At 60.0% G+C, this 23,906-nt stretch carries 20 protein-coding genes and 1 pseudogene; 12 read left to right on the top strand and 9 right to left on the bottom strand.

Going from position 1 to position 23,906, the window contains the following annotated elements:
* Window positions 1-87: 87 nt before the first annotated feature.
* A complete protein-coding gene (gene secA / locus ACM530_RS16280; RefSeq protein WP_106578375.1) occupies window positions 88-2,823 on the bottom strand; it encodes a preprotein translocase subunit SecA in 2,736 nt (911 codons plus the stop codon).
* A gap of 307 nt (window positions 2,824-3,130) precedes the next feature.
* Between secA and ACM530_RS16275 the strand changes: the two genes are divergently transcribed.
* Window positions 3,131-3,589: a DUF721 domain-containing protein gene (locus ACM530_RS16275; RefSeq protein WP_106578374.1), complete on the top strand. Its 459-nt coding sequence runs from the start codon at window positions 3,131-3,133 to the stop codon at window positions 3,587-3,589.
* Here ACM530_RS16275 and ACM530_RS16270 read toward each other — a convergent pair whose 3' ends face one another.
* On the bottom strand, window positions 3,590-5,068 hold the full coding sequence (locus ACM530_RS16270) for a helicase HerA-like domain-containing protein (RefSeq protein WP_416362681.1): 1,479 nt from the start codon (window positions 5,066-5,068) through the stop codon (window positions 3,590-3,592).
* A 204-nt stretch (window positions 5,069-5,272) separates the two neighbouring features.
* Between ACM530_RS16270 and ACM530_RS16265 the strand changes: the two are divergent.
* Window positions 5,273-6,307: pseudogene (locus ACM530_RS16265) on the top strand (cache domain-containing protein); the annotation flags it as partial.
* A gap of 93 nt (window positions 6,308-6,400) precedes the next feature.
* Complete coding sequence (locus tag ACM530_RS16260; protein WP_370004806.1) at window positions 6,401-7,165, top strand: methyl-accepting chemotaxis protein; 765 nt, start codon at window positions 6,401-6,403, stop codon at window positions 7,163-7,165.
* 20 nt (window positions 7,166-7,185) lie between these two features.
* On the opposite strand, the gene ACM530_RS16255 is transcribed toward ACM530_RS16260, so the two are convergent.
* Together ACM530_RS16255 and purU are read right to left on the bottom strand one after the other, a co-directional pair.
* Window positions 7,186-7,371 (bottom strand): hypothetical protein, encoded by a 186-nt coding sequence (locus ACM530_RS16255; RefSeq protein WP_416362680.1) that lies wholly within the window; start codon window positions 7,369-7,371, stop codon window positions 7,186-7,188.
* Window positions 7,372-7,449: 78 nt separating this feature from the next.
* The gene (gene purU, locus ACM530_RS16250) at window positions 7,450-8,298 is read right to left on the bottom strand and encodes a formyltetrahydrofolate deformylase (protein ID WP_005790961.1); all 849 of its coding nucleotides are present in this window, start codon (window positions 8,296-8,298) and stop codon (window positions 7,450-7,452) included.
* A 349-nt stretch (window positions 8,299-8,647) separates the two neighbouring features.
* On the opposite strand from purU, the gene mvaT reads away from it, so the two are divergent.
* Entirely contained in the window at window positions 8,648-9,022 is a 375-nt protein-coding gene (gene mvaT / locus ACM530_RS16245; RefSeq protein WP_005790963.1) for a histone-like nucleoid-structuring protein MvaT, read from the top strand.
* 90 nt (window positions 9,023-9,112) lie between these two features.
* Here mvaT and sbcB read toward each other — a convergent pair whose 3' ends face one another.
* Window positions 9,113-10,540: an exodeoxyribonuclease I gene (sbcB, locus tag ACM530_RS16240; protein ID WP_416362679.1), complete on the bottom strand. Its 1,428-nt coding sequence runs from the start codon at window positions 10,538-10,540 to the stop codon at window positions 9,113-9,115.
* Window positions 10,541-10,707: 167 nt separating this feature from the next.
* Between sbcB and ACM530_RS16235 the strand changes: the two genes are divergently transcribed.
* The 6 genes from ACM530_RS16235 to ACM530_RS16210 are packed head-to-tail and all read left to right on the top strand — an operon-like array spanning window position 10,708 to window position 17,375.
* On the top strand, window positions 10,708-11,400 hold the full coding sequence (locus ACM530_RS16235; RefSeq protein ID WP_242199964.1) for an RDD family protein: 693 nt from the start codon (window positions 10,708-10,710) through the stop codon (window positions 11,398-11,400).
* Window positions 11,397-12,377 carry a stage II sporulation protein M gene (locus ACM530_RS16230; RefSeq protein ID WP_416362678.1) on the top strand — a complete coding sequence of 327 codons (981 nt, stop codon included), beginning with the start codon at window positions 11,397-11,399 and terminating at the stop codon, window positions 12,375-12,377. Before ACM530_RS16235 ends, ACM530_RS16230 begins: the two co-directional genes overlap by 4 nt.
* On the top strand, window positions 12,364-13,890 hold the full coding sequence (locus tag ACM530_RS16225) for a DUF4129 domain-containing protein (protein ID WP_416362677.1): 1,527 nt from the start codon (window positions 12,364-12,366) through the stop codon (window positions 13,888-13,890). Before ACM530_RS16230 ends, ACM530_RS16225 begins: the two co-directional genes overlap by 14 nt.
* Window positions 13,887-15,044: a DUF4350 domain-containing protein gene (locus tag ACM530_RS16220; protein WP_416362676.1), complete on the top strand. Its 1,158-nt coding sequence runs from the start codon at window positions 13,887-13,889 to the stop codon at window positions 15,042-15,044. The genes ACM530_RS16225 and ACM530_RS16220 overlap by 4 nt, the downstream gene beginning before the upstream one ends.
* Window positions 15,041-16,036 carry an AAA family ATPase gene (locus tag ACM530_RS16215; protein WP_242199955.1) on the top strand — a complete coding sequence of 332 codons (996 nt, stop codon included), beginning with the start codon at window positions 15,041-15,043 and terminating at the stop codon, window positions 16,034-16,036. Before ACM530_RS16220 ends, ACM530_RS16215 begins: the two co-directional genes overlap by 4 nt.
* A 7-nt stretch (window positions 16,037-16,043) precedes the next feature.
* Complete coding sequence (locus ACM530_RS16210) at window positions 16,044-17,375, top strand: DUF58 domain-containing protein (RefSeq protein ID WP_416362675.1); 1,332 nt, start codon at window positions 16,044-16,046, stop codon at window positions 17,373-17,375.
* A gap of 70 nt (window positions 17,376-17,445) precedes the next feature.
* Here the strand turns inward: ACM530_RS16210 and ACM530_RS16205 are convergent, their stop codons facing one another.
* Both ACM530_RS16205 and ACM530_RS16200 read right to left on the bottom strand, forming a co-directional pair.
* A complete protein-coding gene (locus ACM530_RS16205; RefSeq protein WP_416362674.1) occupies window positions 17,446-17,805 on the bottom strand; it encodes a PilZ domain-containing protein in 360 nt (119 codons plus the stop codon).
* Window positions 17,806-18,028: 223 nt separating this feature from the next.
* Window positions 18,029-18,403 carry a tetratricopeptide repeat protein gene (locus tag ACM530_RS16200; protein WP_106578362.1) on the bottom strand — a complete coding sequence of 125 codons (375 nt, stop codon included), beginning with the start codon at window positions 18,401-18,403 and terminating at the stop codon, window positions 18,029-18,031.
* Between the two features lie 175 nt (window positions 18,404-18,578).
* Between ACM530_RS16200 and pyk the strand changes: the two genes are divergently transcribed.
* Window positions 18,579-20,030, top strand: coding sequence for a pyruvate kinase (gene pyk / locus ACM530_RS16195; RefSeq protein ID WP_106578361.1), 1,452 nt, complete (start codon window positions 18,579-18,581; stop codon window positions 20,028-20,030).
* A 196-nt stretch (window positions 20,031-20,226) separates the two neighbouring features.
* On the opposite strand, the gene ACM530_RS16190 is transcribed toward pyk, so the two are convergent.
* On the bottom strand, window positions 20,227-20,976 hold the full coding sequence (locus ACM530_RS16190; protein ID WP_416362673.1) for an enoyl-CoA hydratase: 750 nt from the start codon (window positions 20,974-20,976) through the stop codon (window positions 20,227-20,229).
* 30 nt (window positions 20,977-21,006) lie between these two features.
* Entirely contained in the window at window positions 21,007-21,939 is a 933-nt protein-coding gene (locus ACM530_RS16185; RefSeq protein ID WP_262209804.1) for an iron-sulfur-binding ferredoxin reductase, read from the bottom strand.
* A 215-nt stretch (window positions 21,940-22,154) separates the two neighbouring features.
* Here ACM530_RS16185 and ACM530_RS16180 point away from each other — a divergent pair, with 215 nt between their 5' ends.
* Window positions 22,155-23,678 carry a fumarate hydratase gene (locus ACM530_RS16180; protein WP_416362672.1) on the top strand — a complete coding sequence of 508 codons (1,524 nt, stop codon included), beginning with the start codon at window positions 22,155-22,157 and terminating at the stop codon, window positions 23,676-23,678.
* Window positions 23,679-23,906 lie beyond the last annotated feature (228 nt).

Here is a 23,906-nt window from a genome sequence, read left to right as displayed (position 1 = left end):
CGCTATCGACGGTGGGAATTAATGGCAAAACGCCGCGACGGCTGATGCCGGTCGCGGCGCGGGGTGTTGCAGCGTCAGGCAAAAATCTTAGTTGATTTCGCCGTGGCAGTGTTTGAACTTCTTGCCCGAACCACACCAGCACAGTTCGTTGCGGCCCAGCTTCTGATCATTGCGAACCGGAGTTTGCGCCAAGGCCACATCGACCTCTTCGCCCAACACCTCAGGCGCTTCCAGGCCCGGTGCTTCGTCGTGCTGGAACTGCATGCGCGCAGCCAATGCTTCGGCTTCCTGGCGCAGGCGAGCTTCTTCCTCGATCGGGTCTTCGCGACGCACCTGAACGTGGGACAGCACGCGAATCGAATCGCGCTTGATCGAATCCAGCAGCTCGGAGAACAGCGTGAACGACTCGCGCTTGTACTCTTGCTTCGGGTTCTTCTGGGCGTAACCACGCAAGTGGATACCGTGACGCAAGTGGTCCATGGTCGACAGGTGGTCTTTCCACAGGTCGTCCAGCACACGCAGTACGATTTGTTTCTCGAAGGTGCGCAGCGCTTCGGCACTCGCCTGCTCTTCTTTCTCGTTGTACGCGGCCAGCAGCTCGGTCATCAGCTTCTCGCGCAGGGTTTCTTCGTACAGGTGATCGTCTTCGTCCAGCCACTGCTGAACCGGCAAGTCGACACCGAAATCGCTCTTCAACGCCGCTTCCAGACCAGCAACATCCCACTGCTCAGGCAGCGACTGTGGCGGGATATGCGCGCTGACGGTGGCGTTGAGCACGTCCTGACGGAAATCGGCAATGGTCTCGCCAATGTTGTCGGCGGCCAGCAACGTGTTACGCATGTGATAAATCACTTTACGCTGTTCGTTGTTGACGTCATCGAACTCGAGCAGTTGCTTACGAATGTCGAAGTTACGGCCTTCTACCTTGCGCTGAGCCTTCTCGATGGCGTTGGTCACCATGCGGTGCTCGATCGCTTCACCGGACTGCATGCCCAGGGCCTTCATGAAGTTCTTCACCCGATCGGAGGCGAAGATGCGCATCAGGCTGTCTTCCAGCGACAGGTAGAAACGGCTGGAACCGGCGTCACCCTGACGACCGGCACGACCACGCAGCTGGTTGTCGATACGGCGCGATTCGTGACGCTCGGAGGCGATCACCTGCAGGCCGCCGGATTCCAGCACGGCCTGGTGGCGTTTCTGCCAGTCAGCCTTGATCTGAGCGATCTGCTCAGGGCTCGGGTTTTCGAGCGCCGCGACTTCCACTTCCCAGTTACCGCCCAACAGGATGTCGGTACCACGACCGGCCATGTTGGTGGCAATGGTCAGTGCGCCTGGGCGACCGGCCTGGGCGATGATCTCGGCTTCTTTTTCGTGGAACTTGGCGTTGAGGACTTTGTGCTCGATGCCTTCCTTGTTGAGCAGGTTGGACACGTGCTCGGAAGTTTCGATGGTGGCAGTACCCACCAGGATCGGACGACCCTGGGCCATGCCGTCCTTGATGTCGTTGATGATTGCCGCGTATTTCTCTTCGGCCGTCAGGAACACCAGGTCGTTGTAGTCTTTACGCGCCAGCGGCTTGTTCGGTGGAATCACCATCACGGCCAGGTTGTAGATCTGGTGGAACTCGAACGCTTCGGTGTCGGCCGTACCGGTCATGCCGGACAGTTTGTTGTACAGACGGAAGTAGTTCTGGAAGGTCGTGGAGGCCAACGTCTGGCTTTCAGCCTGGATGTTGAGCCCTTCCTTGGCTTCGATGGCCTGGTGCAGGCCTTCGGACAGACGACGACCCGGCATGGTACGACCGGTGTGTTCGTCAACCAGTACGACCTGGCCGTCCTGGACGATGTATTCGACGTTGCGATGGAACAGCTTGTGGGCGCGCAGGCCGGCATACACGTGGGTCAACAGGCCCAGGTTGTGGGCCGAGTACAGGCTTTCGCCTTCGGCCAGCTCGCCGATCTGGGTCAGCATCTCTTCGACGAACTGGTGACCGGCTTCGTTGAGTTCGACCTGACGGGTCTTCTCGTCGATGGAGAAGTGACCTTCTTTGGTCACCACGCCTTCCACTTCCTCGATGTGCTGCTCCAGACGCGGGATCAACTTGTTGATCTCGGTGTACAGGCGCGAGCTGTCTTCGGCCTGGCCGGAGATGATCAGCGGGGTACGGGCTTCGTCGATGAGGATGGAGTCGACTTCGTCGATCACGGCAAAATTGAGTTCGCGCTGGAATTTTTCTTCCATGCTGAACGCCATGTTGTCGCGCAGGTAGTCGAAACCGAATTCGTTGTTGGTGCCGTAGGTGATGTCGGCCGCGTACGCGGCGCGCTTCTCTTCCGGCGGCTGGAACGGCGTTACCACGCCAACGGTCAGGCCGAGGAATTCATACAGCGGGCGCATCCAGTTGGCGTCCCGGCGAGCCAGGTAGTCGTTCACCGTCACAACGTGCACGCCCTTGCCGGACAGTGCGTTGAGGTAAACACCCAGGGTTGCCACCAGGGTCTTGCCTTCACCGGTGCGCATTTCGGCAATCATGCCTTCATGCAAGGTCATGCCGCCGATCAACTGCACGTCGAAGTGGCGCATGCCCATGACACGCTTACCGGCTTCACGGGCGACCGCAAAGGCTTCGGGAAGCAGCTTGTCGAGGGTTTCACCTTTGGCTATGCGGGCCTTGAACTCTTGGGTCTTGGCGCGCAATTGCTCGTCCGAAAGGGCAACCATCTGCTCTTCGAAGGCATTGACCAGCTGCACCGTCTTGAGCATGCGTTTAACTTCGCGCTCATTCTTGCTTCCAAAAAGTTTCTTTAACAAAGGCGCAAACATATCGGCAGGTTCTTCCACACATAGGGATGGAGGGCGCACCGTGAGTGGCCCGAGCAGCCCTCACGGCCGCATGCGAACGCGCATTCTACCCGGAATCGTGGGTGAGGAAAGTGGCGTTATTCCCCGATGCTGGCATGGCGCTGTGAGAGGGCCTGTTTAAAATAAGGGCTTTTGCTGGAACTTCAACCCATCAGGCGCAGAAGTTACCTATTGATTTTACGAGCAAAGCGCTGCGTGACGCATTGGCTGGGGGGCACACAGGCGCTTTCTGCTAAGATGGCGGCTCTGTTACTTAAGGTGTCTAAACATGGCATTTCGCCCTCTTACAGCCCGCGCGCCCAGCGTGTTGCTCCGCGAAGCCAAGCCGTTGAAAGCCATCTTCGGCCATGCGCAACGCTTGGGCCATTTGCAACGCCTGGTCGAAAGCCAGCTACAACCTGCCGCACGTGAACATTGCCATGTGGCGTCCTGGCGCGAAGGAAATTTGCTGTTAATTGTCACCGACGGTCATTGGGCGACCCGTTTGCGCTATCAGCAAAAACGCCTGCAGCGACAATTGATGGCCTTTGATGAATTTGCCAGTTTGACCCGTATCCAGTTCAAGGTGCAGCCGCCGACCGTGCAGCAAGGCGCGGTGGGGCACACCATCAACCTGTCGGTGAATGCGGCCGAAACCATTCAGGCAACGGCCGACGGGATCAGCGATCCGGGCTTGCGCGCGGCACTGGAACGATTGGCCGCGCACGCCAAGCCCAAATCTGAATAGCTACTTACGCTTGCTGCCGCCCAGCAACGAGCCCAACAAACCCCGCACCAACTGCCGACCCATCTGATTGGCGGCCTGTTGCATGGCTGATTTGAGTGCCTTGCCGGCCGTAGTGCCCAGAAATGCCCCGGCCTTGTCGGTAAAGCTCGGTTCTTCGGCAGCAGGCGTGGCTGCCTCAGTCGGCCCGAGCTCCTTGCGCGCCATCAACACTTCATAGGCCGACTCTCGATCAATCGGCTTGTCATAGCGACCCAGCAACGGCGAGCTGGCAATCAGCGCGGCGCGTTCGGCTTCGCTGAGCGGCCCGATACGCGATTGCGGCGGCGCTACCAGCACGCGTTGGACTACTTCCGGCGTGCCCTTTTCCTGCAAGGTGCCCACCAGTGCCTCACCAGTGCCCAGCTCTGTGAGCACCGACAAGGTGTCGAATGCAGGGTTGGCCCGAAAGCCATCCGCTACCGCGCGCAGGGATTTCTGCTCTTTCGTGGTGAACGCCCGCAAGCCGTGCTGAATACGCAGACCAAGTTGCGCCAGGACCGTGTCAGGCAAATCAGCGGGGGATTGCGTGACAAAGTACACGCCGACACCCTTGGAGCGGATCAGGCGCACCACTTGCTCCAGTCGGTCCTGCAGAGCCTTGGGCGTGTCGGCAAACAACAAGTGCGCCTCATCGAAAAACAGCGCGAGCAACGGTTTGTCGGCATCCCCGCGCTCCGGCAACTGCTCGAACAGTTCGGCCAGCAGCCACAGCAGAAAAGTCGCGTACACCTTGGGCGCTTCGTGCACCAGCCGGCTGGCGTCGAGCAGATGGATTCGCCCGCGGCCGTCGCTGGCCGGCTGCAAAATATCTTCAAGCTGCAGGGCCGGCTCACCAAACAAGGCTTCTGCGCCCTGTTGTTCAAGCACCGCCAAGCGCCGCAACAGCGCCTGGCTGGAGCCGGTGGTCATCAGCGCGGCATCGTCACCCAGCAGCTGCGGGTGATAGCGCAGATGGTTGAGCAATGCCTTGAGGTCTTTGAGGTCGAGCAGCAGCAAGCCTTCGCGGTCCGCCACTTTGAAGGTGGCATAGAGTGCCGACTGCTGGCTGTCGGTGAGTTCCAACAGGCTGCCGAGCAGTAGAGGTCCCATTTCGCTGATGGTCGTGCGAAGCGGATGACCCGACTGCCCGTGGATATCCCACAGCGTTACCGGATAAGCCTTCGCCGTGTAGTTAAGGAAGGGCATGCCCGCGATGCGCTCAGCCACTTTACCTTGAGGGTTCGCGGCAGCCCCCAGACCACACAGATCGCCTTTGATATCAGCGGCGAACACGGCCACACCCGCATCACTGAACGCTTCCGCCAGGCGCTGCAAGGTGACGGTCTTGCCGGTGCCCGTGGCGCCGGCAATCAAGCCGTGACGGTTGGCCAGGCGCATGGCCTGGGCGATGGGCTGGCCGTCCGGGCCGGCGCCAATAAGGAGTTGCGAGGAGTCAGGCATTTCGTCACCTTTGGTTAATCTTTAGTGCCGCCAGGTCGATACAGATAATTGTAAGACCCACAAAGTCTAAAAACAGGTCGGATGGCTCCTACAGGGACTCACAGAGCTATCACCAGAAGTACCACACCTTTTTTGACGCTGCCATTTTGCGCATCCCATGAGGACGCGCTTCGGATACCAAGACCTTAGCGGACCCTTCAAGCCATGAATAAAAACCTGCGCTTCAGCCACAAAATCCTGCTTGCAGCCGCCCTTATCGTCATCGCCGCCTTCGCATTGTTTACCCTCTACAACGACTACCTGCAACGCAACGCGATTCGCGACGACCTCAATAATTACCTGCATGAAATGGGCGACGTCACCGCCAGCAATATTCAAACCTGGCTCACCGGGCGCATAGCGCTGGTGGAAAACGCAGCACAGAACATTGCCATCAACCCTGAACCCGCCGTCGTCGCCGGCCTGCTGGAACAGAAAGCCCTGACGTCCTCGTTCATGGCCACCTACGTGGGCGACAGCAAAGGCGCCTTCACCATCCGCCCCGACACCAAGATGCCCGATGGCTTCGACCCAAGGGTACGCCCCTGGTACAAGGGCGCCCAGTCCAGCAATGGTTCAACCCTGACTGAACCCTATATTGATGCCGCCACCGGTAAACTGATCATTTCGGTCGCCACCCCCAGCACCACCACAACGGGTCAGAGCATCGGCGTGGTAGGCGGCGACCTGAGCCTGCAAACGCTGGTGGATAACATTGGCGCGCTGAACTTCGGCGGCATGGGTTATGCGTTCCTGGTCAGTGCCGATGGCAAAGTGCTCGTGCACCCGGACAAAAACCTGGTGATGAAGACCCTGGCCGACGTGTACCCCAATCACACGCCGAAGATCAGTGCTGACTTCAGTGAAGTTCAAGCCAACGGTAAAGACAACATCGTGACCTTTACACCGATCAAGGGCCTGCCCTCGGTGAACTGGTACCTGGGCATTTCGGTGGATAAAGACAAGTCGTTCGCCATGCTCAGCGAGTTCCGCAATTCGGCGATCATCGCCACGATCATCGCGGTGGTGATCATCATTGCGCTGCTGGGCATGCTCATCCGCGTGCTGTTGCAACCCCTGCACGTAATGACCCGCGCGATGCAGGACATCGCCGATGGCGAGGGCGACTTGACCCGCCGCCTGACCATCCAGAACAACGATGAGTTCGGCACGCTGGGCATTGCCTTCAACCGCTTCGTGGAGCGGATTCATACCTCGATCCGCGAAGTGTCCTCAGCCACCGAACAGGTCAACGAAGTGGCTTTGCGCGTGGTCAGTGCCTCCAATTCCTCGATGGTCAACTCCGACGAGCAGGCCAACCGCACCAACAGCGTCGCCGCCGCCATCAACGAACTGGGCGCCGCCGCCCAGGAAATCGCGCGCAACGCCGCACAAGCCTCCAGCCAGGCCAGCGATGCGCGGCACTTGGCCGAAGACGGCCAACAGGTGGTGGATCGCAATATCAAGGCAATGACCCAACTGTCAGCGATGATCAGTGCTTCGAGCAGCAATATAGAAGCGCTGAACAGCAAGACTGTGAACATCGGGCAAATTCTGGAGGTGATCACCAGCATCTCCCAGCAAACCAACCTGCTGGCACTGAACGCCGCCATCGAAGCGGCGCGTGCCGGGGAAGCCGGGCGCGGGTTTGCGGTCGTGGCCGATGAGGTGCGCAACCTGGCCCATCGCACTCAGGAGTCGGCGCAGCAAGTGCAGAAGATGATTGAGGAACTGCAAGTCGGCGCGCGCGACTCGGTCAGCACCATGAGTGAAAGCCAGCGCCACAGCCAGGACAGCGTGGAAATCGCCAACCTGGCCGGCGAGCGCTTGAACAGCGTGACCCAGCGCATTGGCGAGATCGACGGCATGAACCAGTCAGTGGCCACCGCCACCGAGGAGCAAACCTCGGTGGTGGAGTCGATCAACATGGACATTACCGAGATCAATACCCTCAACCAGGAAGGCGTGGAAAACCTGCAATCCACCCTGCGCGCCTGCACCGACCTGGAACAACAGGCCGCTCGCTTGAAACAGTTGGTGGGCAGTTTCCGAATCTGAGCCCAGTGCCCGCCGTTTTTTTAGAGCGGCGGGCCGTTATTTTCCTGAGGCTCGGATTTGGCCTGTTCGCGCTCCCACAACTCAGCGGCACCCGGAAACTCGGTGCCGTCCTCAGCATCCAGGTCATCCGGGTCATATCGACTTAAACACCCCTCCCCCAGCGTCGCCGGGGCTTGGGAGGTGGCTTTGTCGAGTGGATCGCTCATTGATCAATCCCCAATAGCAGCAAAAAAAAAGGCCTGGGACGATTTAACGCCCAGGCCTGTGCTTCTTCAAGACCTGTATCAGAACACTACGGTCTTGTTGCCGTGCACGAGCACGCGATCTTCCAAGTGATAACGCAGGCCACGGGCCAGCACCATCTTCTCGACGTCACGGCCGAAACGCACCATGTCTTCAATGCTGTCGCTGTGGCTGACGCGCACCACGTCCTGCTCGATGATCGGGCCGGCGTCCAGTTCTTCGGTGACGTAATGGCACGTTGCGCCAATCAGCTTCACGCCACGCAGGGAGGCTTGGTGGTACGGCTTGGCACCCACAAACGACGGCAGGAAGCTGTGGTGAATGTTGATCACCTTGCCGGCGTATTCACGGCACAGTTCCGGCGGCAGAATCTGCATGTAGCGCGCCAACACCACCACATCCGCTTCGTGCTGCTTAACCAGGCGGGAGACTTCGGCAAAGGCCGGCTCCTTGTCCTGCGGGTTGACCGGCACGTGGTAGTACGGGATGCCATGCCATTCGACCATGCTGCGCAGGTCGTCATGGTTGGAGATTACGCAAGCGATCTCGCAGTCCAGCTCATCACTGTGCCAGCGGTGCAGCAGGTCGGCCAGGCAATGGGACTCGCGGCTGGCCATCAGCACGACACGTTTTTTCTGTTCGGTGTCAGTGATGTGCCAGGTCATCGAAAACTCTTCGGCGATCGGCGCAAACGCCTCACGAAAAGCTTCAAGACCAAAGGGCAGCGTGTCGGCACGAATTTCGTGACGCATGAAAAACCAACCGCTGAGATCGTCCGAGTGATGGCTCGCCTCGGTGATCCAGCCGTTGTGGGAGGCCAGAAAGTTACTGACTTTGGCAACGATGCCAACCCGGTCCGGGCAAGCAATCACCAGCCGAAAAGTGCGCATTAGGGGGAAACTCCAGAACTTCGCAAAGGCGGCCATTCTAGCGATTGCGCAGAAAAACTGCAGTATTCCTTACGGCTTATTCTGCCCCCACCCTCAGGCTACAGCCCTTAATAGCGTAAGGTTTTACCAACGCTATATGCGTGTACAACGTGATGCACGGGCAATTGTCGGAAAATAAACGAGATTATCTTTACGTCTACCACCTACTAATTAACTCGATTGCGTAGCAGCGCTACAAACATTCAAAGTAATTCACATAAATGCATCCTTAAATGTTTACTTGGGGTTAGTGCCTGACTATTATTAGGCCACTCTCCTGCCAATCCGCGCTCTACATAAGGTAGTCCACATGTCTCTGATCAACGAATACCGTGCCACCGAAGAAGCTATCAAAGAGCTGCAAGCCCGTTTGAAGAACCTGTCCCAAGACGACAAGCTGCAAACCGAGCTGGAATTCGAAGGCAAACTGCGCACCCTGATGGGTGAATACTCCAAATCCCTGCGTGACATCATCGCGCTGCTGGATCCAGAGTCGAAAGTTAAAGCACCCCGCGGCGCTGTGAAAACTACCGGCACCAAGCGCGCTCGCAAGGTCAAGCAGTACAAGAACCCACACAACGGTGAAGTGATTGAAACCAAAGGTGGCAACCACAAGACGCTGAAAGAGTGGAAAGCCAAGTGGGGCGGCGACGTGGTTGAAGGCTGGGCTACCCTGCTGGGCTAAGCCTGGTCGGGCTCTCGCCTGATAAGCGACACAATAAAAAACGCCAGCTTGCTGGCGTTTTTTATTGTCCGAATATTCTCCAATGCCTGACTACAGGTTCAGCCGGGCGGCTAAAGAGTCGGCATACTCCTGCCATTGATCCAGCACCTGACACTGAAACGATGTAGCACTAACAGCCAACTCCTCGCGCGCCTGTTTAAATGCCAACAGGGTAGTCGGCGCGCCCCACTCCGAACTCGACAACCGTTGCTGACAGAAAAGTTTCCAGCGCTGTTGCTCCTCGTTGTTCAAGGTGTCAGGAAAGTTACGCGCGCGGTAGCGGAATAATAATTCCGGCAAACGATGATCATCAAATGGCCACTGCTGATGGGCCAGATGTAAAGGCTCGGCTGCCCGGACTTGTTCGCATAAACGACGATCGCGATCACCAATAAAACCGTCATAGAGCTGCTGCTCGGGATCCGCACTCGGCGCAAAATCTTCCTCGGCATAAATAGCCGCCAACTTATCGCGCCAAACTTCGTGTGCGTCAGTTAGTCGCAGTGCACGTGCCTGGTACGTGTCCATATCCAATTGAAGTCGCTCGCGGTCCTGCGCCCGCAGCACGTTCAATGGGGCAACGACCGGGCAGCGGTTGATATGCACTAACTTGAGCGGCACTGGCAGTTCGCCTTCCGCCAGGTCGCCACGGCGCGTGTAGAGACGCTGGCGCAAGGTATCGGCGTCCAGATCCAGCAACCCCTGCGGGTCCAGCCCAAGGTCACAGACGATCAATGCATTGCGATTGCGCGGGTGCCAGGCCAGCGGCAGCACCACGCCCAAGTAGTGACGCTCGGCGGAAAAGCGCCCGGATATATGGACCATCGGTTGCAGCAGGCGTACCTGATCCATCACCCGCTGCTTGCTGCGCAGTTGAAACAGCCACTCATACAACTTGGGCTGTTTCTCGCGGACCAGACGCGCCAGGGCGATCGTGGCTCGCACGTCCGACAAGGCGTCGTGGGCCTGGCCATGATCGATTCCGTTGGCGGCGGTCAAACGCTCAAGCTTGAGGGTGACGCGCCCATCCTGCTCTGGCCAGACGATCCCTTCCGGGCGAAGTGCGTAGGCCGTGCGCACCACATCGATCAAATCCCAGCGACTGTTGCCGCCCTGCCATTCACGGGCGTAAGGGTCGAAAAAATTGCGATACAAACTGTAGCGCGTCATTTCATCGTCAAAACGCAACGTGTTGTAACCGGCACCGCAAGTGCCCGGTGCGGCAAGTTCGGCATGCACTCGGGTCATGAAGTCGGCTTCGGCCAGGCCTTTGTCCGCCAGAATGTCAGGGGTGATGCCGGTGATCGCGCAGGCGGCCGGATGAGGCAGGATATCGTCGCTGAGCTGGCAATAAAGGTTGACCGGCGGGCCGATCTCGTTGAGTTCGAGGTCGGTACGAATACCGGCAACCTGAAGCGGGCGATCGCTGCGCGGATTGATGCCGGTGGTTTCATAGTCGTACCAGAAAATGGAGGTCACGGGTTATTCCTGTGCTGAAGACCGGCAAAGTCTAGGCGCTGTTGGCCGTCCGGGGCCAGTGATACCTTAGCTGTACAAATATCCAGCAAAACCTTGAATGGTTGCTTCCACCGGCGACACTGCTAGCATCCGTGTCTCTTAGCCGCTTCGCACTGCCAGGGATCGCAATGCCGAAAAACCCTTTGGATACCCGCTACCAGATCGAGACCCCTGAAGGCATAGATCTGCCCTTGCGCCCGGCAGGCCTGCCGCCACGGGTACTGGCCTTTGCTTTCGACCTGGGCTTGCGTGGCTTGGTCATGGGCATCCTGCTCGTGCCACTGGCCCTGTTGGGCAATATTGGTATTGGCCTGGGTTCATTGCTGCTGTTTCTGGTCAGCTGGTGGTACATGGTCTTGTTCGAAGTGCTCAATCAAGGCTGCTCTCCAGGCAAGCAGGTCATGGGCCTGCGGGTCGTACAGGACGATGGCACGCCTGTCGGCTGGTCCGCCTCGCTGATCCGCAACCTGCTGCGCTTTGTCGACATGCTGCCCTTCGGCTACTTCCTCGGCGCCATCAGTTGCCTGCAACACCCTCATTTCAAACGGCTCGGCGACCTCGCCGCCGGCACCCTGGTGATCTACCGCGAACAATCACTGGCCCGCCCCCGGATACCCCAAGCGGCTGCGTTGCGCCTGCCCTTCGCCCTTGACCTGAGCGAGCAGCGCGCCATTCTCGGCTTCGCCGAACGCCAGGGCGAACTCTCTACCGAACGGGTGCATGAACTGGCGTCCATCCTCGCGGCCCCTCTGCAAGTGTCCCCTGCACGCGCCGTAGAGCAACTCAATGGTGTGGCCCGTGGCTTGCTGGGGCCGACATGAAGCAGAGCCTGTTCGAAAGCCGTCACCAGCCCCAGTGGCAAGCCTTTGCGGCGCAACTGACACAGTTGGAGCAAGGCAAGGCCAAGGCCAGCGACGTGGCGGACTTCCCCCATCACTATCGACGCCTGTGCCAGCACCTCGCGCTGGCACAGGAGCGTGGCTACAGCAGTTATCTGGTAGATCCGCTGCAGCAATTGGCCCTGCGCGGCCACCAGCAGCTCTATCGCCATCGCAGTCAATTGAGAGCAAAGGTTCTGAGCTTCGTCCTGGCCGACTTCCCGCGCCTGGTACGAGAGCAATGGCGCTTCGTGTTAATCGCCAGCCTGTTGTTTTTCGGCAGCCTGCTGGGAATAGCCCTGCTGGTTTACCTGTTTCCCGACCTGATCTACAGCATCGTCAGCGCCCAGCAGGTCGCCGAGATGCAAAGCATGTACGACCCCGCTGCCAGCCGCCTTGGGCGCGCCGCCGAGCGAGCCTCCAGCGAAAACTGGATGATGTTCGGCTACTACGTGATGCACAACATCGGCATCGCCTTCCAGACCTTTGCAGCCGGGTTACTGTTTGGCCTGGGCAGCGTGTTTTTTCTGATTTTCAACGGCTTGATCATCGGCGCAATCTGCGGCCATCTCACCGAAATTGGCTATGGCCAGACCTTCTGGTCGTTTGTCATCGGCCACGGTGCATTCGAGCTGACCGCCATCGCCTTGGCCGGCGCTGCGGGTTTGCAACTGGGGTGGTCGCTGATCGCTCCGGGACCGCTCGCTCGCAGCGAATCCCTGCGGTTGGCGGCGCGCAAAAGCGTGCAGATGCTCTGCGGTGTGATGGTGTTCCTGCTGATCGCTGCGTTGATAGAGGCGTATTGGTCTTCCACCACCGCTATCACACCTTGGATCAAATACCTGGTGGGCGCCGCGCTTTGGCTGCTGGTGGCCGCTTACCTGATTCTTGCAGGGCGGGTTCACCATGCGCCTGAGTGACGCCAGCGTGGTAATTCGCCCCCGCACTGCCTGGGAGGCCATGGACCTTGGCGTGTTGATGGCCAGGGAGCATCGCTGGCTGTTGATGAGCAGTTGGGCGCTGGTGAGCTTGCCGGTATTTGCGTTGCTCACCGTGGTGTTATGGGAGTCTCCCTTTGCCGCTGTTTTTCTGTTCTGGTGGCTCAAGCCGGCGTTCGATCGGCTGCCGTTGTACATCCTGTCCAAGGCACTGTTTGGTGAAACACCCAGCGCCAAACAAGCCGTGCGTCATTGGCCGCGACTGCTGAAAAGCCAGCTGCTGGTCAGCCTGACCTGGCGGCGTCTGAGCCTGAGCCGCAGTTTCGTGCTGCCAGTGAGCCAACTCGAAGGCCTGGGTGGCCAGGCGCGTCAACACCGCCTTGGCGTGCTGTTACAACGCAACGCAGGGGCCGCGCGCTGGCTGACAATCATTGGCATGCACCTGGAAATCGGCCTGTGGTTTGGCTGCATGGCGCTGTTCTACCTCTTCATTCCTGAACAACTTGAACGGGATTGGGACTGGCAACGGCTAGCGCTCGCCACCAGTTCGCAAGGGCTGTGGCTGGAGCATCTGGGCAACGCGTTCTATGCGCTGATATTGGTGTTCTGGGAGCCTATCTACGTCGCCTGCGGTTTCAGCCTGTACCTCAACCGCCGTACCGTACTGGAGGCCTGGGACCTGGAACTGGTATTCCGGCGTTTACGCCAGCGCCTGGGCAGCGTGGCGACGCTACTGCTGTTGGCGGTCGGACTGATGCTGCAGGCCAGCCCACAGGTCATGGCGGATGAGTCCAGTAGCCCAAAGCAACTGAGCACCCCGGCCGCGAGTCAATCCATCAAGACTCTGCTGGCCCTCCCCCCGTTCAAAAACCCGGAAACCGTCACCCGCTATCGCTTCGGCGAAGACCAGCCTGCGGCCAAAGGCACCGCGCACGGTGATGGCAAATTACCCGGATGGTTACAGGCACTGCTCGATCATCTCAACAGCAACACCTTCAAACACCTAGGCCAAGGATTGGAAATACTCCTGTGGAGCCTGTTGATTGGAGGCCTCGCGTTGCTCGGTTGGCACTACCGCGACGGGTTGCAGGCTTTTGTCAGTCGGCGCGCAATCAGTCAACCCAGGGTTACCAAGCCCGTTCCAACGCAGTTATTCGGCCTGGAACTGGGCATAGACACTTTGCCCGACGACATCGCCAGCACTGCCGAACACTTATGGCCCACACAACCACGGCAAGCCCTCAGCCTTCTGTACCGAGGCCTGCTCAGCCACCTGTTGCATGACTACAACATGCCACTGAAAACCGCCGACACCGAAGGCCAGGTCCTGGAGCGTGTTCACCAATTACAACAACCACAGCTGCTGGTGTTCAGTGATGAGCTGACACGCCACTGGCAGAAATTGGCCTACGGCCACCGGCTGCCCCCGCTCGCCGCCCAGCAAAAGCTCTGCAGCGACTGGCGCGCGTTATTCAAGTCGGACGCCGCGCAATGAACCGCCTGTTACTGTGGGCAGGTGTACTGCTGGCGTGCCTGCTGGGGGCCGGTGCATTTTATGCCTGGCACAAAGCGATCCCTTATGACGAAGTGGTTGATCGCGGCCCATCGCCCCAAGCGCGGGAGAATCCCTATTTGGCGGCAGAGTACTTTCTGCGCCAGCAAGGCCTGAGCGTCGAGCATGCCAATAGCCTTGAACGCCTCGCTCACCTCCCGCCAAAAGGCCACAGCCTTCTGCTGTTGGGTGATCGCGCCAACATGACCCCACGCCAGGTGGATCAACTGCTGGAGTGGGCGAAGTCCGGTGGCCATTTGCTGGTGGTCGCCGAAGCGCTGTGGGATGAAGAGACAGGTAAAAGCGGCGACCTGCTGCTTGATCGGTTGAACATCCACCAGACATTGAGCGAAACCTTCGATGAACCAGCCTCGGCGCGCAAAAAGAAAACGCCGGGCCTGACCAAACTCTACGTCGACAATGAAACCGCCCCGGCATACTTCAGTTTCGATACCGACTTCAACCTCACCGATCCCAAACACTTGGCACAGTTTTCGGCCAACAGCGCCAAATCCAGCCATCTCATGCAACGCAATCTCGGGCATGGCACCGTAACCGTGATAACCGACAGCGAGCTGTGGAAAACCCCGGGCATCAGCCAACACGATAACGCCTGGCTGTTGTGGTACCTCAACCAAGGTACTGACGTGACCTTGTTGTTCAACAGCGACGTAGACAGCCTGTTGACCCTGTTGATGCGCTATTTCCCCCAAGCCTTGGTGGCACTTCTGGCGCTGATTGCCCTGGCACTCTGGCAGACCGGCATGCGCCAGGGCCCGATCCAGGCGCCTGCGCCCAGGGCACGTCGGCAATTGCAGGAGCATTTGAAGGCCAGCGCCGATTTCCTGCTGCGTCGCACCGGCCAGAGCACGCTCTTGCACGCCCTGCAGCGCGACATTCAGCGCGCTGCCCGCCGACGTCACCCTGGCTTTGAACACCTCGACACCGCTCAACAGTGGCAGGTACTCGAACGCCTGACGCGCCAACCCTCCCACATCATCAGCCAGGCCCTAGGCCCACTCCCGGCAAAACGGCTCACCAGCGCCGATTTCAGCCGTCAGGTGGCATGCCTGCAAACCCTCAGGAATGCCCTATGAGCGAACTCCCTGCAGCCACTGCCCCTACCGCCGAAAGCCTTCAACACGCCAGCCAGCAGGCACAGGCCCTGCGCGTTGAACTGCGCAAGGCGGTGATTGGCCAGGATCAGGTGATCGACGACGTACTGACCGCGCTGATCGCTGGCGGTCATGTCCTGCTCGAAGGCGTACCCGGCCTGGGCAAAACGTTGCTGGTGCGCGCCCTGGCACGTTGCTTTGGTGGTGATTTCGCGCGTATCCAGTTCACACCGGACCTGATGCCCAGCGATGTCACCGGCCACGCCGTGTATGACCTGCACACCGAGCAGTTCAAGCTGCGCAAGGGGCCGCTGTTCACTCACTTGCTGCTGGCCGATGAAATCAACCGCGCTCCGGCCAAGACTCAAGCCGCCTTGCTTGAAGCCATGCAGGAGCGCCAAGTCACTCTCGAAGGCGAGGCGCTGCCTATCGGTCAGCCCTTCATGGTGCTGGCGACCCAGAACCCTATCGAACAGGAAGGTACTTACCCCCTGCCCGAAGCCGAACTCGACCGTTTCATGCTCAAGGTGCGCATGGACTACCCCGATGCTCGGCAAGAACTGGAGATGGTGCGCGAAGTGACTCGCTCGTCCCGGGCAGACATGCTCGATGTGCACCCGCTACGTACAGTGCTGCAGGCCCAGGACGTGTTGCACCTGCAGCAGGTTGCGAGCGAACTGGCGCTGGATGAGCAAGTCCTCGACTACGCCGTGCGCCTGGCGCGAGCCACCCGCACGTGGCCTGGGCTGGCCATCGGCGCCGGCCCTCGGGCCTCCATCGCCCTGGTTCGCGGGGCCCGGGCACGCGCTTTGTTGCGTGGCGGTGAATTCGTCACCCCTGACGATATCAAGGGGTGCGCGCTGGCTGTACTGCGTCACCGGGTGCGCATTGCGCCGGAACTGGACATCGACGGGCTCGAGGTAGACCAAGTGCTCCAGCAACTGCTGGACCAGATCGCGGCGCCCCGGCAGTGACTCGTCCATGAAGCCGACCCGCCTGTTGCTGAGCTGGCTGAGCGTGTTGCTGGGTCTGAACATCCTGCTCGGCGCCGCAACGGCGCTGCAGCTTAACGTGCCCGACACGCTGCACTCGATAGCCTGGGGCTTGTTACTGGCGCTGTTGCTGCTGGCGCTGCTGGATGCCTTGCGCCTGCGGCGTCGCCCCGGTGTGCAAGTACAACGGCAAATGCCGGGCAGCCTGGCACTCGGACGCTGGGGGGAAGTGCGCCTGACCCTGACGCACGATCACTCGCAACCAATCACAGTGAAGGTGTTCGATCATGTTCCTGACGGCTTGAGCATGGAAAACCTGCCCCAAAGCATTGAACTGCGCCCCGGTGAACACAGCGAACTGGGCTACCGCCTGCGGCCTTTGCGCCGTGGACACTTCAGTTTCAGCCGCTGTGAAATTCATCTGCCCAGCCCCATTGGGCTATGGTCGGCACGGCAATTTGTCGAGGTCAGCGATACGACTCGCGTCTACCCGGATTTCGCCCACTTATACGGCGCACAGTTGCTCGGTGTGGATAACTGGCTCAGCCAACTCGGCGTGCGCCAACGCCAGCGAAGGGGCCTGGGGCTGGAGTTTCACCAACTGCGCGAATTTCGCGAGGGCGACAGCCTGCGCCAGATCGATTGGAAGGCCACCGCACGACAACGCACACCCATCGCCCGTGAATACCAGGATGAGCGCGACCAGCAGATTCTGTTCATGCTCGATTGCGGTCGACGCATGCGCAGTCAGGACGGCGATTTGTCACATTTCGACCATGCACTCAACGCCTGCCTGTTGCTCAGTTATGTCGCGCTGCGTCAGGGCGATGCCGTGGGGCTGAGCACCTTTGCCAGTGACACGCCGCGTTACCTGGCGCCGGTCAAGGGCAGCGGCCAGCTGAACCTGCTGCTCAATGCGGTGTACGACCTGGATACCACCCGCCGCACGGCCGACTATCAAGCTGCGGCCAGCCAACTGCTGGCCCGGCAAAAACGCCGGGCGCTGGTAATCGTGGTCACCAATCTGCGCGATGAGGACGATGAAGCACTGCTGACAGCGGTCAAGCGCATCAGCCGACAGCATCGGGTACTGGTGGCGAGCCTTCGGGAGGAAGTACTCGATGATTTGCGCCAAGCCCCCGTGCAAACCCTGCCCGAAGCATTGGCTTATTGCGGGACGGTCGACTACCTCAATGCACGCAACGAACTCCACGACCGGTTGAGCGCCCATGGGTTATCCGTACTGGACACGCCGCCATCAGCGTTGGGGGCCGCGCTCGTCACGCGTTATCTGGGTTGGAAAAAAGCCGGAGTGTTCTAAACGCATGCTGACACAAACACCTTGCCAAGGCCGGGCTAACGATCCCAACCCGGGCCAACACGTTCAATGCCTAAGCGGATGCCTGTAACGGATCGAAGCTGAAGTAATTCAACAAGGCGCTGATCAGCTGGCTGTACTCTTCGCCCGCCTCAATCACGCTGAACCCCGAGTCGTAATGCTGCGGGTTGATGTCTTCATGGCTCCACAAACAGGTCGCGGTCAGGTCAATCGCCTGGCACTCGCCGGTGGGGCCAGGAATTTTCAGGCGCAACTCGAAATCCACGTCGACCATCATGGGCAACTGGCTGATCAACATCAGCCCACTTTCGGACACGTTGCCCAGAAAACCGATAGGTTTATCGGTAACACGGTTGAATACCTGCAGGAAGCAAGGTAGCTGGTGCCGCTCGATCCGTCGGTGGGTAAACATGTGAGATCGCCATCCAATGGCCATGCCCTGGCCGGTCCAGTGATTCGGAACGAGCCAATGGCTCGCTCTCCCTGGATCTCGGTGTGCCAACAGACGTCGCTATGGTCACTAAACAACTGCCGAATCCGGGCCTCGCATTCGTTCGAATGAAAACTTGTACAAACGAACACCCAAAGGATAGCTCAAGACTGGCGACGGGCCAGCTATGGCATGACAAATATCATTACAACGACGCCGGCCGTGTCTGTGCCGCACTGGCGCCGGGGTAATGCCCCAACTGCTGCAGGGTGTCGAGCCGGGCTCGCGCACGGTAGGCGTACTCACTTGTCGGGTACTGGCTGATGATGAATTGATAGGTTTGGACAGCATCCACGAACAATTTCTGCCGCTCCAGGCATTGGCCGCGCAACATCGAGACCTCCGGTTGCACATAGCGACGGGTGCGGCTCTCGCGGTCCACCTGGGACAATTCCAGCGTGACGCGCTCGCAATCACCCACCCCATAGGCACGGTAAGCGTTGTTCAAATGGTGGTCCATCGACCAGCGGGTACAGCCGACAACACTGACGGCCAGGGCAGCAACGAGCAAAATTCGCATGGGGGTTCTCCTGTCTTGAGCAGTGTATCGACCCCTCGTCGAAAATCTTAAAGGATGTTCGTCTATTCAACCGCTGCAAAAACAAGCCAATCGTCGATAAGTAGTGCAAACGAACAATGACTACAACGAAAGAGCATAGTAGCCTTCTCCAGCGCTTGAACTCAGGAGTCTGTGCATGTCCGTCCGTCGTACCAAAATCGTCGCCACCCTTGGCCCGGCCAGTAACTCGCCGGAAGTCCTCGAACAGCTGATTCTGGCTGGTTTGGACGTTGCCCGTCTGAACTTCTCCCACGGCACCCCGGACGAGCACAAGGCTCGCGCCAAGCTGGTGCGTGACCTGGCCGCCAAGCACGGCCGCTTCGTGGCGCTGCTGGGTGACCTGCAAGGCCCGAAAATCCGTATCGCCAAATTCGCCAACAAGCGTATCGAGCTGAAGATCGGTGACAAGTTCACCTTCTCCACAAGCCATCCGCTGACCGAAGGCAACCAGCAAGTCGTGGGTATCGACTACCCGGATCTGGTCAAGGACTGCGGCGTCGGCGACGAGCTGCTGCTGGACGATGGCCGCGTGGTCATGCGCGTCGACACCGCCACCCCGACCGAACTGCACTGCACCGTGATCATCGGTGGCCCGCTGTCCGACCACAAAGGCATCAACCGTCGCGGCGGTGGCCTGACGGCGCCGGCGTTGACTGAAAAAGACAAGGCCGACATCAAGCTCGCCGCCGAAATGGAAGTGGACTACCTCGCCGTGTCCTTCCCGCGCGACGCGGCCGACATGGAATACGCCCGTAAACTGCGCGACGAAGCCGGCGGTACTGCCTGGCTGGTAGCGAAGATCGAACGCGCCGAAGCCGTTGCCGATGACGAAACCCTCGACGGCCTGATCAAGGCTTCCGACGCTGTAATGGTTGCGCGTGGCGACCTGGGCGTGGAAATCGGTGACGCCGAGCTGATCGGCATCCAGAAAAAGATCATCCTGCACGCCCGCCGCCACAACAAAGCGGTGATCGTGGCGACCCAGATGATGGAGTCGATGATCCAGAACCCGATGCCAACCCGCGCCGAAGTGTCCGACGTAGCCAACGCCGTGCTCGACTACACCGACGCCGTGATGCTCTCGGCTGAAAGTGCTGCCGGCCCGTACCCGTTGGAAGCCGTACAGGCCATGGCGCGGATCTGCGTCGGTGCCGAAAAGCACCCGACCAGCAAGACCTCCAGCCACCGCATCGGCAAAGTGTTCGAAAGCTGCGACCAGAGCATCGCCCTGGCAGCCATGTACACTGCCAACCACTTCCCGGGCGTTAAAGCGATCATCGCCTTGACCGAAAGTGGCTACACGCCGTTGATCATGTCGCGCATCCGTTCCTCGGTGCCGATCTACGCGTTCTCCCCGCACCGCGAAACCCAGGCCCGTGCGGCCATGTTCCGTGGCGTGTACACCGTACCGTTCGACCCGGCCTCGTTGCCGCCGCATGAAGTCAGCCAGGCTGCCATCGACGAGCTGATCAAGCGCGGCGTTGTGGAGAAAGGCGACTGGGTCATCCTGACCAAGGGCGACAGCTACCACACCATCGGTGGCACCAACGGCATGAAGATCCTGCACGTTGGCGACCCAATGGTCTGAGTGACAGGCTGAAAAACAAAAGCCCCGCCATGAGAATGGCGGGGCTTTTTGCATGTCAGGCTGGCGGTTGTGTTGGCGTCACTGGCCTCTTCGCGAGCAAGCCCGCTCCCACATTTGACCGCGTACACGCTGAAGAAACACGCTCGAATGTGGGAGCGAGCTTGCTCGCGAAGACGTCAGAACAATCGACAAAAATCTAGCGCCTGGTGACAAAAGCCGACAACGCCGCAATCGCCTCCGGCGATTTCAACCGCTGCGTAAACAACGCCCCCTCCTCTTCAATCACTTGGCGCAACTGCTCGCGATCCACACTTTTCATCAAGTGTTTGCTGACTTGCACCGCACCCGGCGCCAGCGTCTCAAAACGTTCAGCCACTTCCCGCGCCTTGGCCAGCGCCGCTTCACCGCTGCTCAACGCCTGCGTGGCAATGCCCCACGCGGCCGCCTGCTCACCAGTGAATCCCTCGCCCAGCAGCAACAGCTCAGCCGCCTTGGCATGCCCGAGCAATCGCGGCAGGATCAGGCTTGAGCCAAACTCCGGACACAGCCCAAGGTTGACGAATGGCATGCGCAAGCGCGCATCGCGGCTGATATAGACCAGGTCGCAATGCAGCAGCAGGGTAGTGCCGATGCCCATCGCCGCGCCGGCCACAGCGGCGATCACTGGCTTGCGGCAATTGAGCAGGCTTTTCATAAAGTGAAACGGCGGGCTGTCGAGGTCGCTGGGCGGCTGTTCGAGGAAATCGCCGATGTCATTACCGGCGGTAAAACACTCACGGCTGCCCTGAATCAGCACGGCACGGATGTCTGGGTCCGCATCGGCCTGCTCCAACGCGTGGGCCAATTGCGTGTACATGGCGCGGGTCAGGGCGTTTTTCTTGTCCGGGCGGTTGAGCCGCAAGGTCAGCAGCCCGCGTTCGCGTTGCAGCAGGATGGCGTCGGTCATGGTGGATCTCGCGGCTGTAGAAATCAGCGCTCAACCACGGGGCACAAACACATCGGCCAGCAGTTGATTGCGCGGCAGACCGGCCAGGAACAAGCGCTTGGAAAACGCCTCGACGCTGACAGGGTGCCCGCAGAGTAAGGCCAGAGTTTGCCGCGAAACAAGCCGCAGTTGCGCCAATGCCTGGGTCAACTCAGCCGCAGTCCACAGCTCCACGGTGACGTTTGGATGCTGCAAAGCCAACTGCGCCAGGGGCTCGGCCAGGTAATGCGCGTCGGCATCATGAGCCAGGTGAATCACACGGATAGCGCCCTGATGATCCTGGCGCAACGCCTCGCGCAGCACGCCCCATAACGGCCCAAGCCCGGTGCCGGCGGCCAACAGCCATAGCGGCCGCGAATGCCAGTCGGGATCGTATTGCAGCGCCCCGCCCCTCAACTCGCCCAGGCGCAGGTCGTCTCCCACTTGCAACTGGCGGGCAATATTTATGAATTCACCGGGCTGACGGCAATCGAGGTGAAACTCCAGGAACGGATCTTCCTGGGGCAAGCTCGCCAGGGAATAGGGCCGCGCCACCTGTCCCGCCCACACCACCAGATGCTGCCCGGCGCGATAACGCAGGCCACGTTCCGGTTGCAAGCGCAGGCGCAGCACACTCGCATTCAACCAGTCGACGCCCACCACCTTGGCGGGCAAACCGTCACGCAGCGGGTCGAACGTTTCGACTTGCACGTCCCCGACAACCTGGCATTGGCACGCCAAGCGCCACCCCTGCTGACGTTGCGCCGGGCTCAAGGCGTCGGGTTGTTTGTCCTCGACCGCACCCTGGCAGCGCACCAGGCACGCATGGCAACTGCCCGCCCGGCAACTGTAAGGCACGGCCACACCCGCCAGATTCAGGGCATCCAGCAAGTTGCTGCCGGTGGCTACCGACCAGTGGCGTTCGCCGACGTGCAGTTCAGGCATATAAGGTCTCAATCAGAAGAGGCGCGCACAGGGAATCATGCCTGCGACAGTTTGACCATAGTCGGGTGTATCGGCCACCGCGCCGGGTTATACTGCCGCGCCTTTTTAGCGTCGCGCCTGCACCTACGGCGTGCCTTGGAAAGGTGGACTCAGCCGACCGATGTACCCCACTGAGCCACCTTTATTGAATGTTCCCTTATAGAGGAGCGCGACTCATGACCGTGATCAAGCAAGACGACCTGATTCAGAGCGTTGCCGACGCCCTGCAATTCATTTCCTACTACCACCCCGTTGACTTCATCCAGGCGATGCACGAAGCCTACCTGCGCGAAGAATCGCCGGCAGCCCGTGACTCCATTGCGCAGATCCTGATCAACTCGCGCATGTGCGCCACCGGCCATCGCCCGATCTGCCAGGACACCGGTATCGTCACCGTGTTCGTGCGCGTGGGCATGGACGTACGTTGGGATGGCGCCACCATGGGCCTGGACGACATGATCAACGAGGGCGTGCGTCGCGCCTACAACCTGCCGGAAAACGTCCTGCGTGCATCGATCCTCGCCGACCCGGCAGGTGCGCGTAAAAACACCAAGGACAACACCCCGGCCGTGATCCACTACTCCATCGTCCCGGGTAACACCGTGGAAGTGGACGTGGCAGCCAAGGGCGGCGGTTCCGAGAACAAGTCGAAAATGGCCATGCTCAACCCGTCCGACTCGATCGTCGACTGGGTGCTCAAGACCGTTCCGACCATGGGCGCCGGCTGGTGCCCACCGGGCATGTTGGGCATCGGCATCGGCGGCACCGCCGAGAAAGCCGCAGTGATGGCCAAGGAAGTGTTGATGGAATCCATCGACATCCACGAGCTGAAAAAGCGCGGCCCGCAGAACCGTATCGAAGAGATGCGTCTGGAGCTGTTCGAGAAGGTCAACCAACTGGGCATCGGCGCCCAGGGCCTGGGTGGCCTGACCACCGTGCTCGACGTGAAAATCATGGACTACCCGACCCACGCCGCCTCGCTGCCGGTGTGCATGATCCCCAACTGCGCCGCTACCCGTCACGCACACTTCGTGCTCGACGGTTCGGGCCCGGCGTCGCTGGAAGCGCCATCGCTGGACGCCTACCCGGAAATCGTCTGGGAAGCCGGCCCATCGGCCCGCCGCGTCAACCTCGACACGCTGACCCCGGAAGAAGTGCAAAGCTGGAAGCCGGGCGAAACCGTATTGCTCAACGGCAAGATGCTCACCGGTCGCGACGCGGCGCACAAGCGCATGGTCGAGATGCTGAACAAGGGCGAAACCCTGCCGGTAGACCTCAAGGGTCGCTTCATCTACTACGTCGGCCCGGTTGATCCGGTGCGCGAAGAAGTGGTTGGCCCGGCTGGCCCGACCACCGCCACGCGGATGGACAAGTTCACCCGTCAGATCCTCGAGCAGACCGGCCTGCTGGGCATGATCGGCAAATCCGAGCGCGGCCCGACCGCCATCGAAGCGATCAAGGACCACAAAGCCGTGTACCTCATGGCTGTCGGCGGTGCGGCGTACCTAGTGGCGCAAGCCATCAAGAAGTCGCGCGTAGTCGCGTTCGCCGAACTGGGCATGGAAGCGATCTACGAGTTCGACGTCAAGGACATGCCGGTCACCGTTGCGGTGGACAGCAAGGGCGAATCCGTACACATCACAGGTCCTGCCATCTGGCAGAAAAAGATCAGTGAAAGCCTGGCGATAGAAGTGCAGTAAGCACTCCCCGCAAGGACAAAGGCGACTGCGGCCCATGGCCCAGTCGCCTTTTTTATGGCCTGCTCATTCCTTCGGGCCTGTGGAGTCTGGTGCGGCTGGAGGGCATGTTGTGGCTAGAGGGATTGGTTGTGGCGAGCGGGCTTGCCCCGCGTTGGGTGGCGAAGCCGCCCCAATAAGGCCACCGCAGTGTGCCAGGCATATCGCGGGGGCAGTTTTTAGGGCGGCTTC

Origin of the sequence: Pseudomonas sp. NFX183 (genome assembly GCF_047943075.1) — a bacterium.
In the GTDB taxonomy this organism is placed as follows: domain Bacteria; phylum Pseudomonadota; class Gammaproteobacteria; order Pseudomonadales; family Pseudomonadaceae; genus Aquipseudomonas.
The sequence above is the reverse complement of the archived record's forward strand: the minus strand, read 5'-3'. Positions and strand labels throughout refer to the sequence as shown.

Coding starts and splice junctions, on each gene's coding strand:
- secA (WP_106578375.1), bottom strand. CDS start 2,823: ATGTTTGCGCCTTTGTTAAAGAAACTTTTTGGAAGCAAGAATGAGCGC.
- ACM530_RS16275 (WP_106578374.1), top strand. CDS start 3,131: ATGGCATTTCGCCCTCTTACAGCCCGCGCGCCCAGCGTGTTGCTCCGC.
- ACM530_RS16270 (WP_416362681.1), bottom strand. CDS start 5,068: ATGCCTGACTCCTCGCAACTCCTTATTGGCGCCGGCCCGGACGGCCAG.
- ACM530_RS16260 (WP_370004806.1), top strand. CDS start 6,401: ATGGTCAACTCCGACGAGCAGGCCAACCGCACCAACAGCGTCGCCGCC.
- ACM530_RS16255 (WP_416362680.1), bottom strand. CDS start 7,371: ATGAGCGATCCACTCGACAAAGCCACCTCCCAAGCCCCGGCGACGCTG.
- purU (WP_005790961.1), bottom strand. CDS start 8,298: ATGCGCACTTTTCGGCTGGTGATTGCTTGCCCGGACCGGGTTGGCATC.
- mvaT (WP_005790963.1), top strand. CDS start 8,648: ATGTCTCTGATCAACGAATACCGTGCCACCGAAGAAGCTATCAAAGAG.
- ACM530_RS16235 (WP_242199964.1), top strand. CDS start 10,708: ATGCCGAAAAACCCTTTGGATACCCGCTACCAGATCGAGACCCCTGAA.
- ACM530_RS16230 (WP_416362678.1), top strand. CDS start 11,397: ATGAAGCAGAGCCTGTTCGAAAGCCGTCACCAGCCCCAGTGGCAAGCC.
- ACM530_RS16225 (WP_416362677.1), top strand. CDS start 12,364: ATGCGCCTGAGTGACGCCAGCGTGGTAATTCGCCCCCGCACTGCCTGG.
- ACM530_RS16220 (WP_416362676.1), top strand. CDS start 13,887: ATGAACCGCCTGTTACTGTGGGCAGGTGTACTGCTGGCGTGCCTGCTG.
- ACM530_RS16215 (WP_242199955.1), top strand. CDS start 15,041: ATGAGCGAACTCCCTGCAGCCACTGCCCCTACCGCCGAAAGCCTTCAA.
- ACM530_RS16210 (WP_416362675.1), top strand. CDS start 16,044: ATGAAGCCGACCCGCCTGTTGCTGAGCTGGCTGAGCGTGTTGCTGGGT.
- ACM530_RS16205 (WP_416362674.1), bottom strand. CDS start 17,805: ATGTTTACCCACCGACGGATCGAGCGGCACCAGCTACCTTGCTTCCTG.
- ACM530_RS16200 (WP_106578362.1), bottom strand. CDS start 18,403: ATGCGAATTTTGCTCGTTGCTGCCCTGGCCGTCAGTGTTGTCGGCTGT.
- pyk (WP_106578361.1), top strand. CDS start 18,579: ATGTCCGTCCGTCGTACCAAAATCGTCGCCACCCTTGGCCCGGCCAGT.
- ACM530_RS16190 (WP_416362673.1), bottom strand. CDS start 20,976: ATGACCGACGCCATCCTGCTGCAACGCGAACGCGGGCTGCTGACCTTG.
- ACM530_RS16185 (WP_262209804.1), bottom strand. CDS start 21,939: ATGCCTGAACTGCACGTCGGCGAACGCCACTGGTCGGTAGCCACCGGC.
- ACM530_RS16180 (WP_416362672.1), top strand. CDS start 22,155: ATGACCGTGATCAAGCAAGACGACCTGATTCAGAGCGTTGCCGACGCC.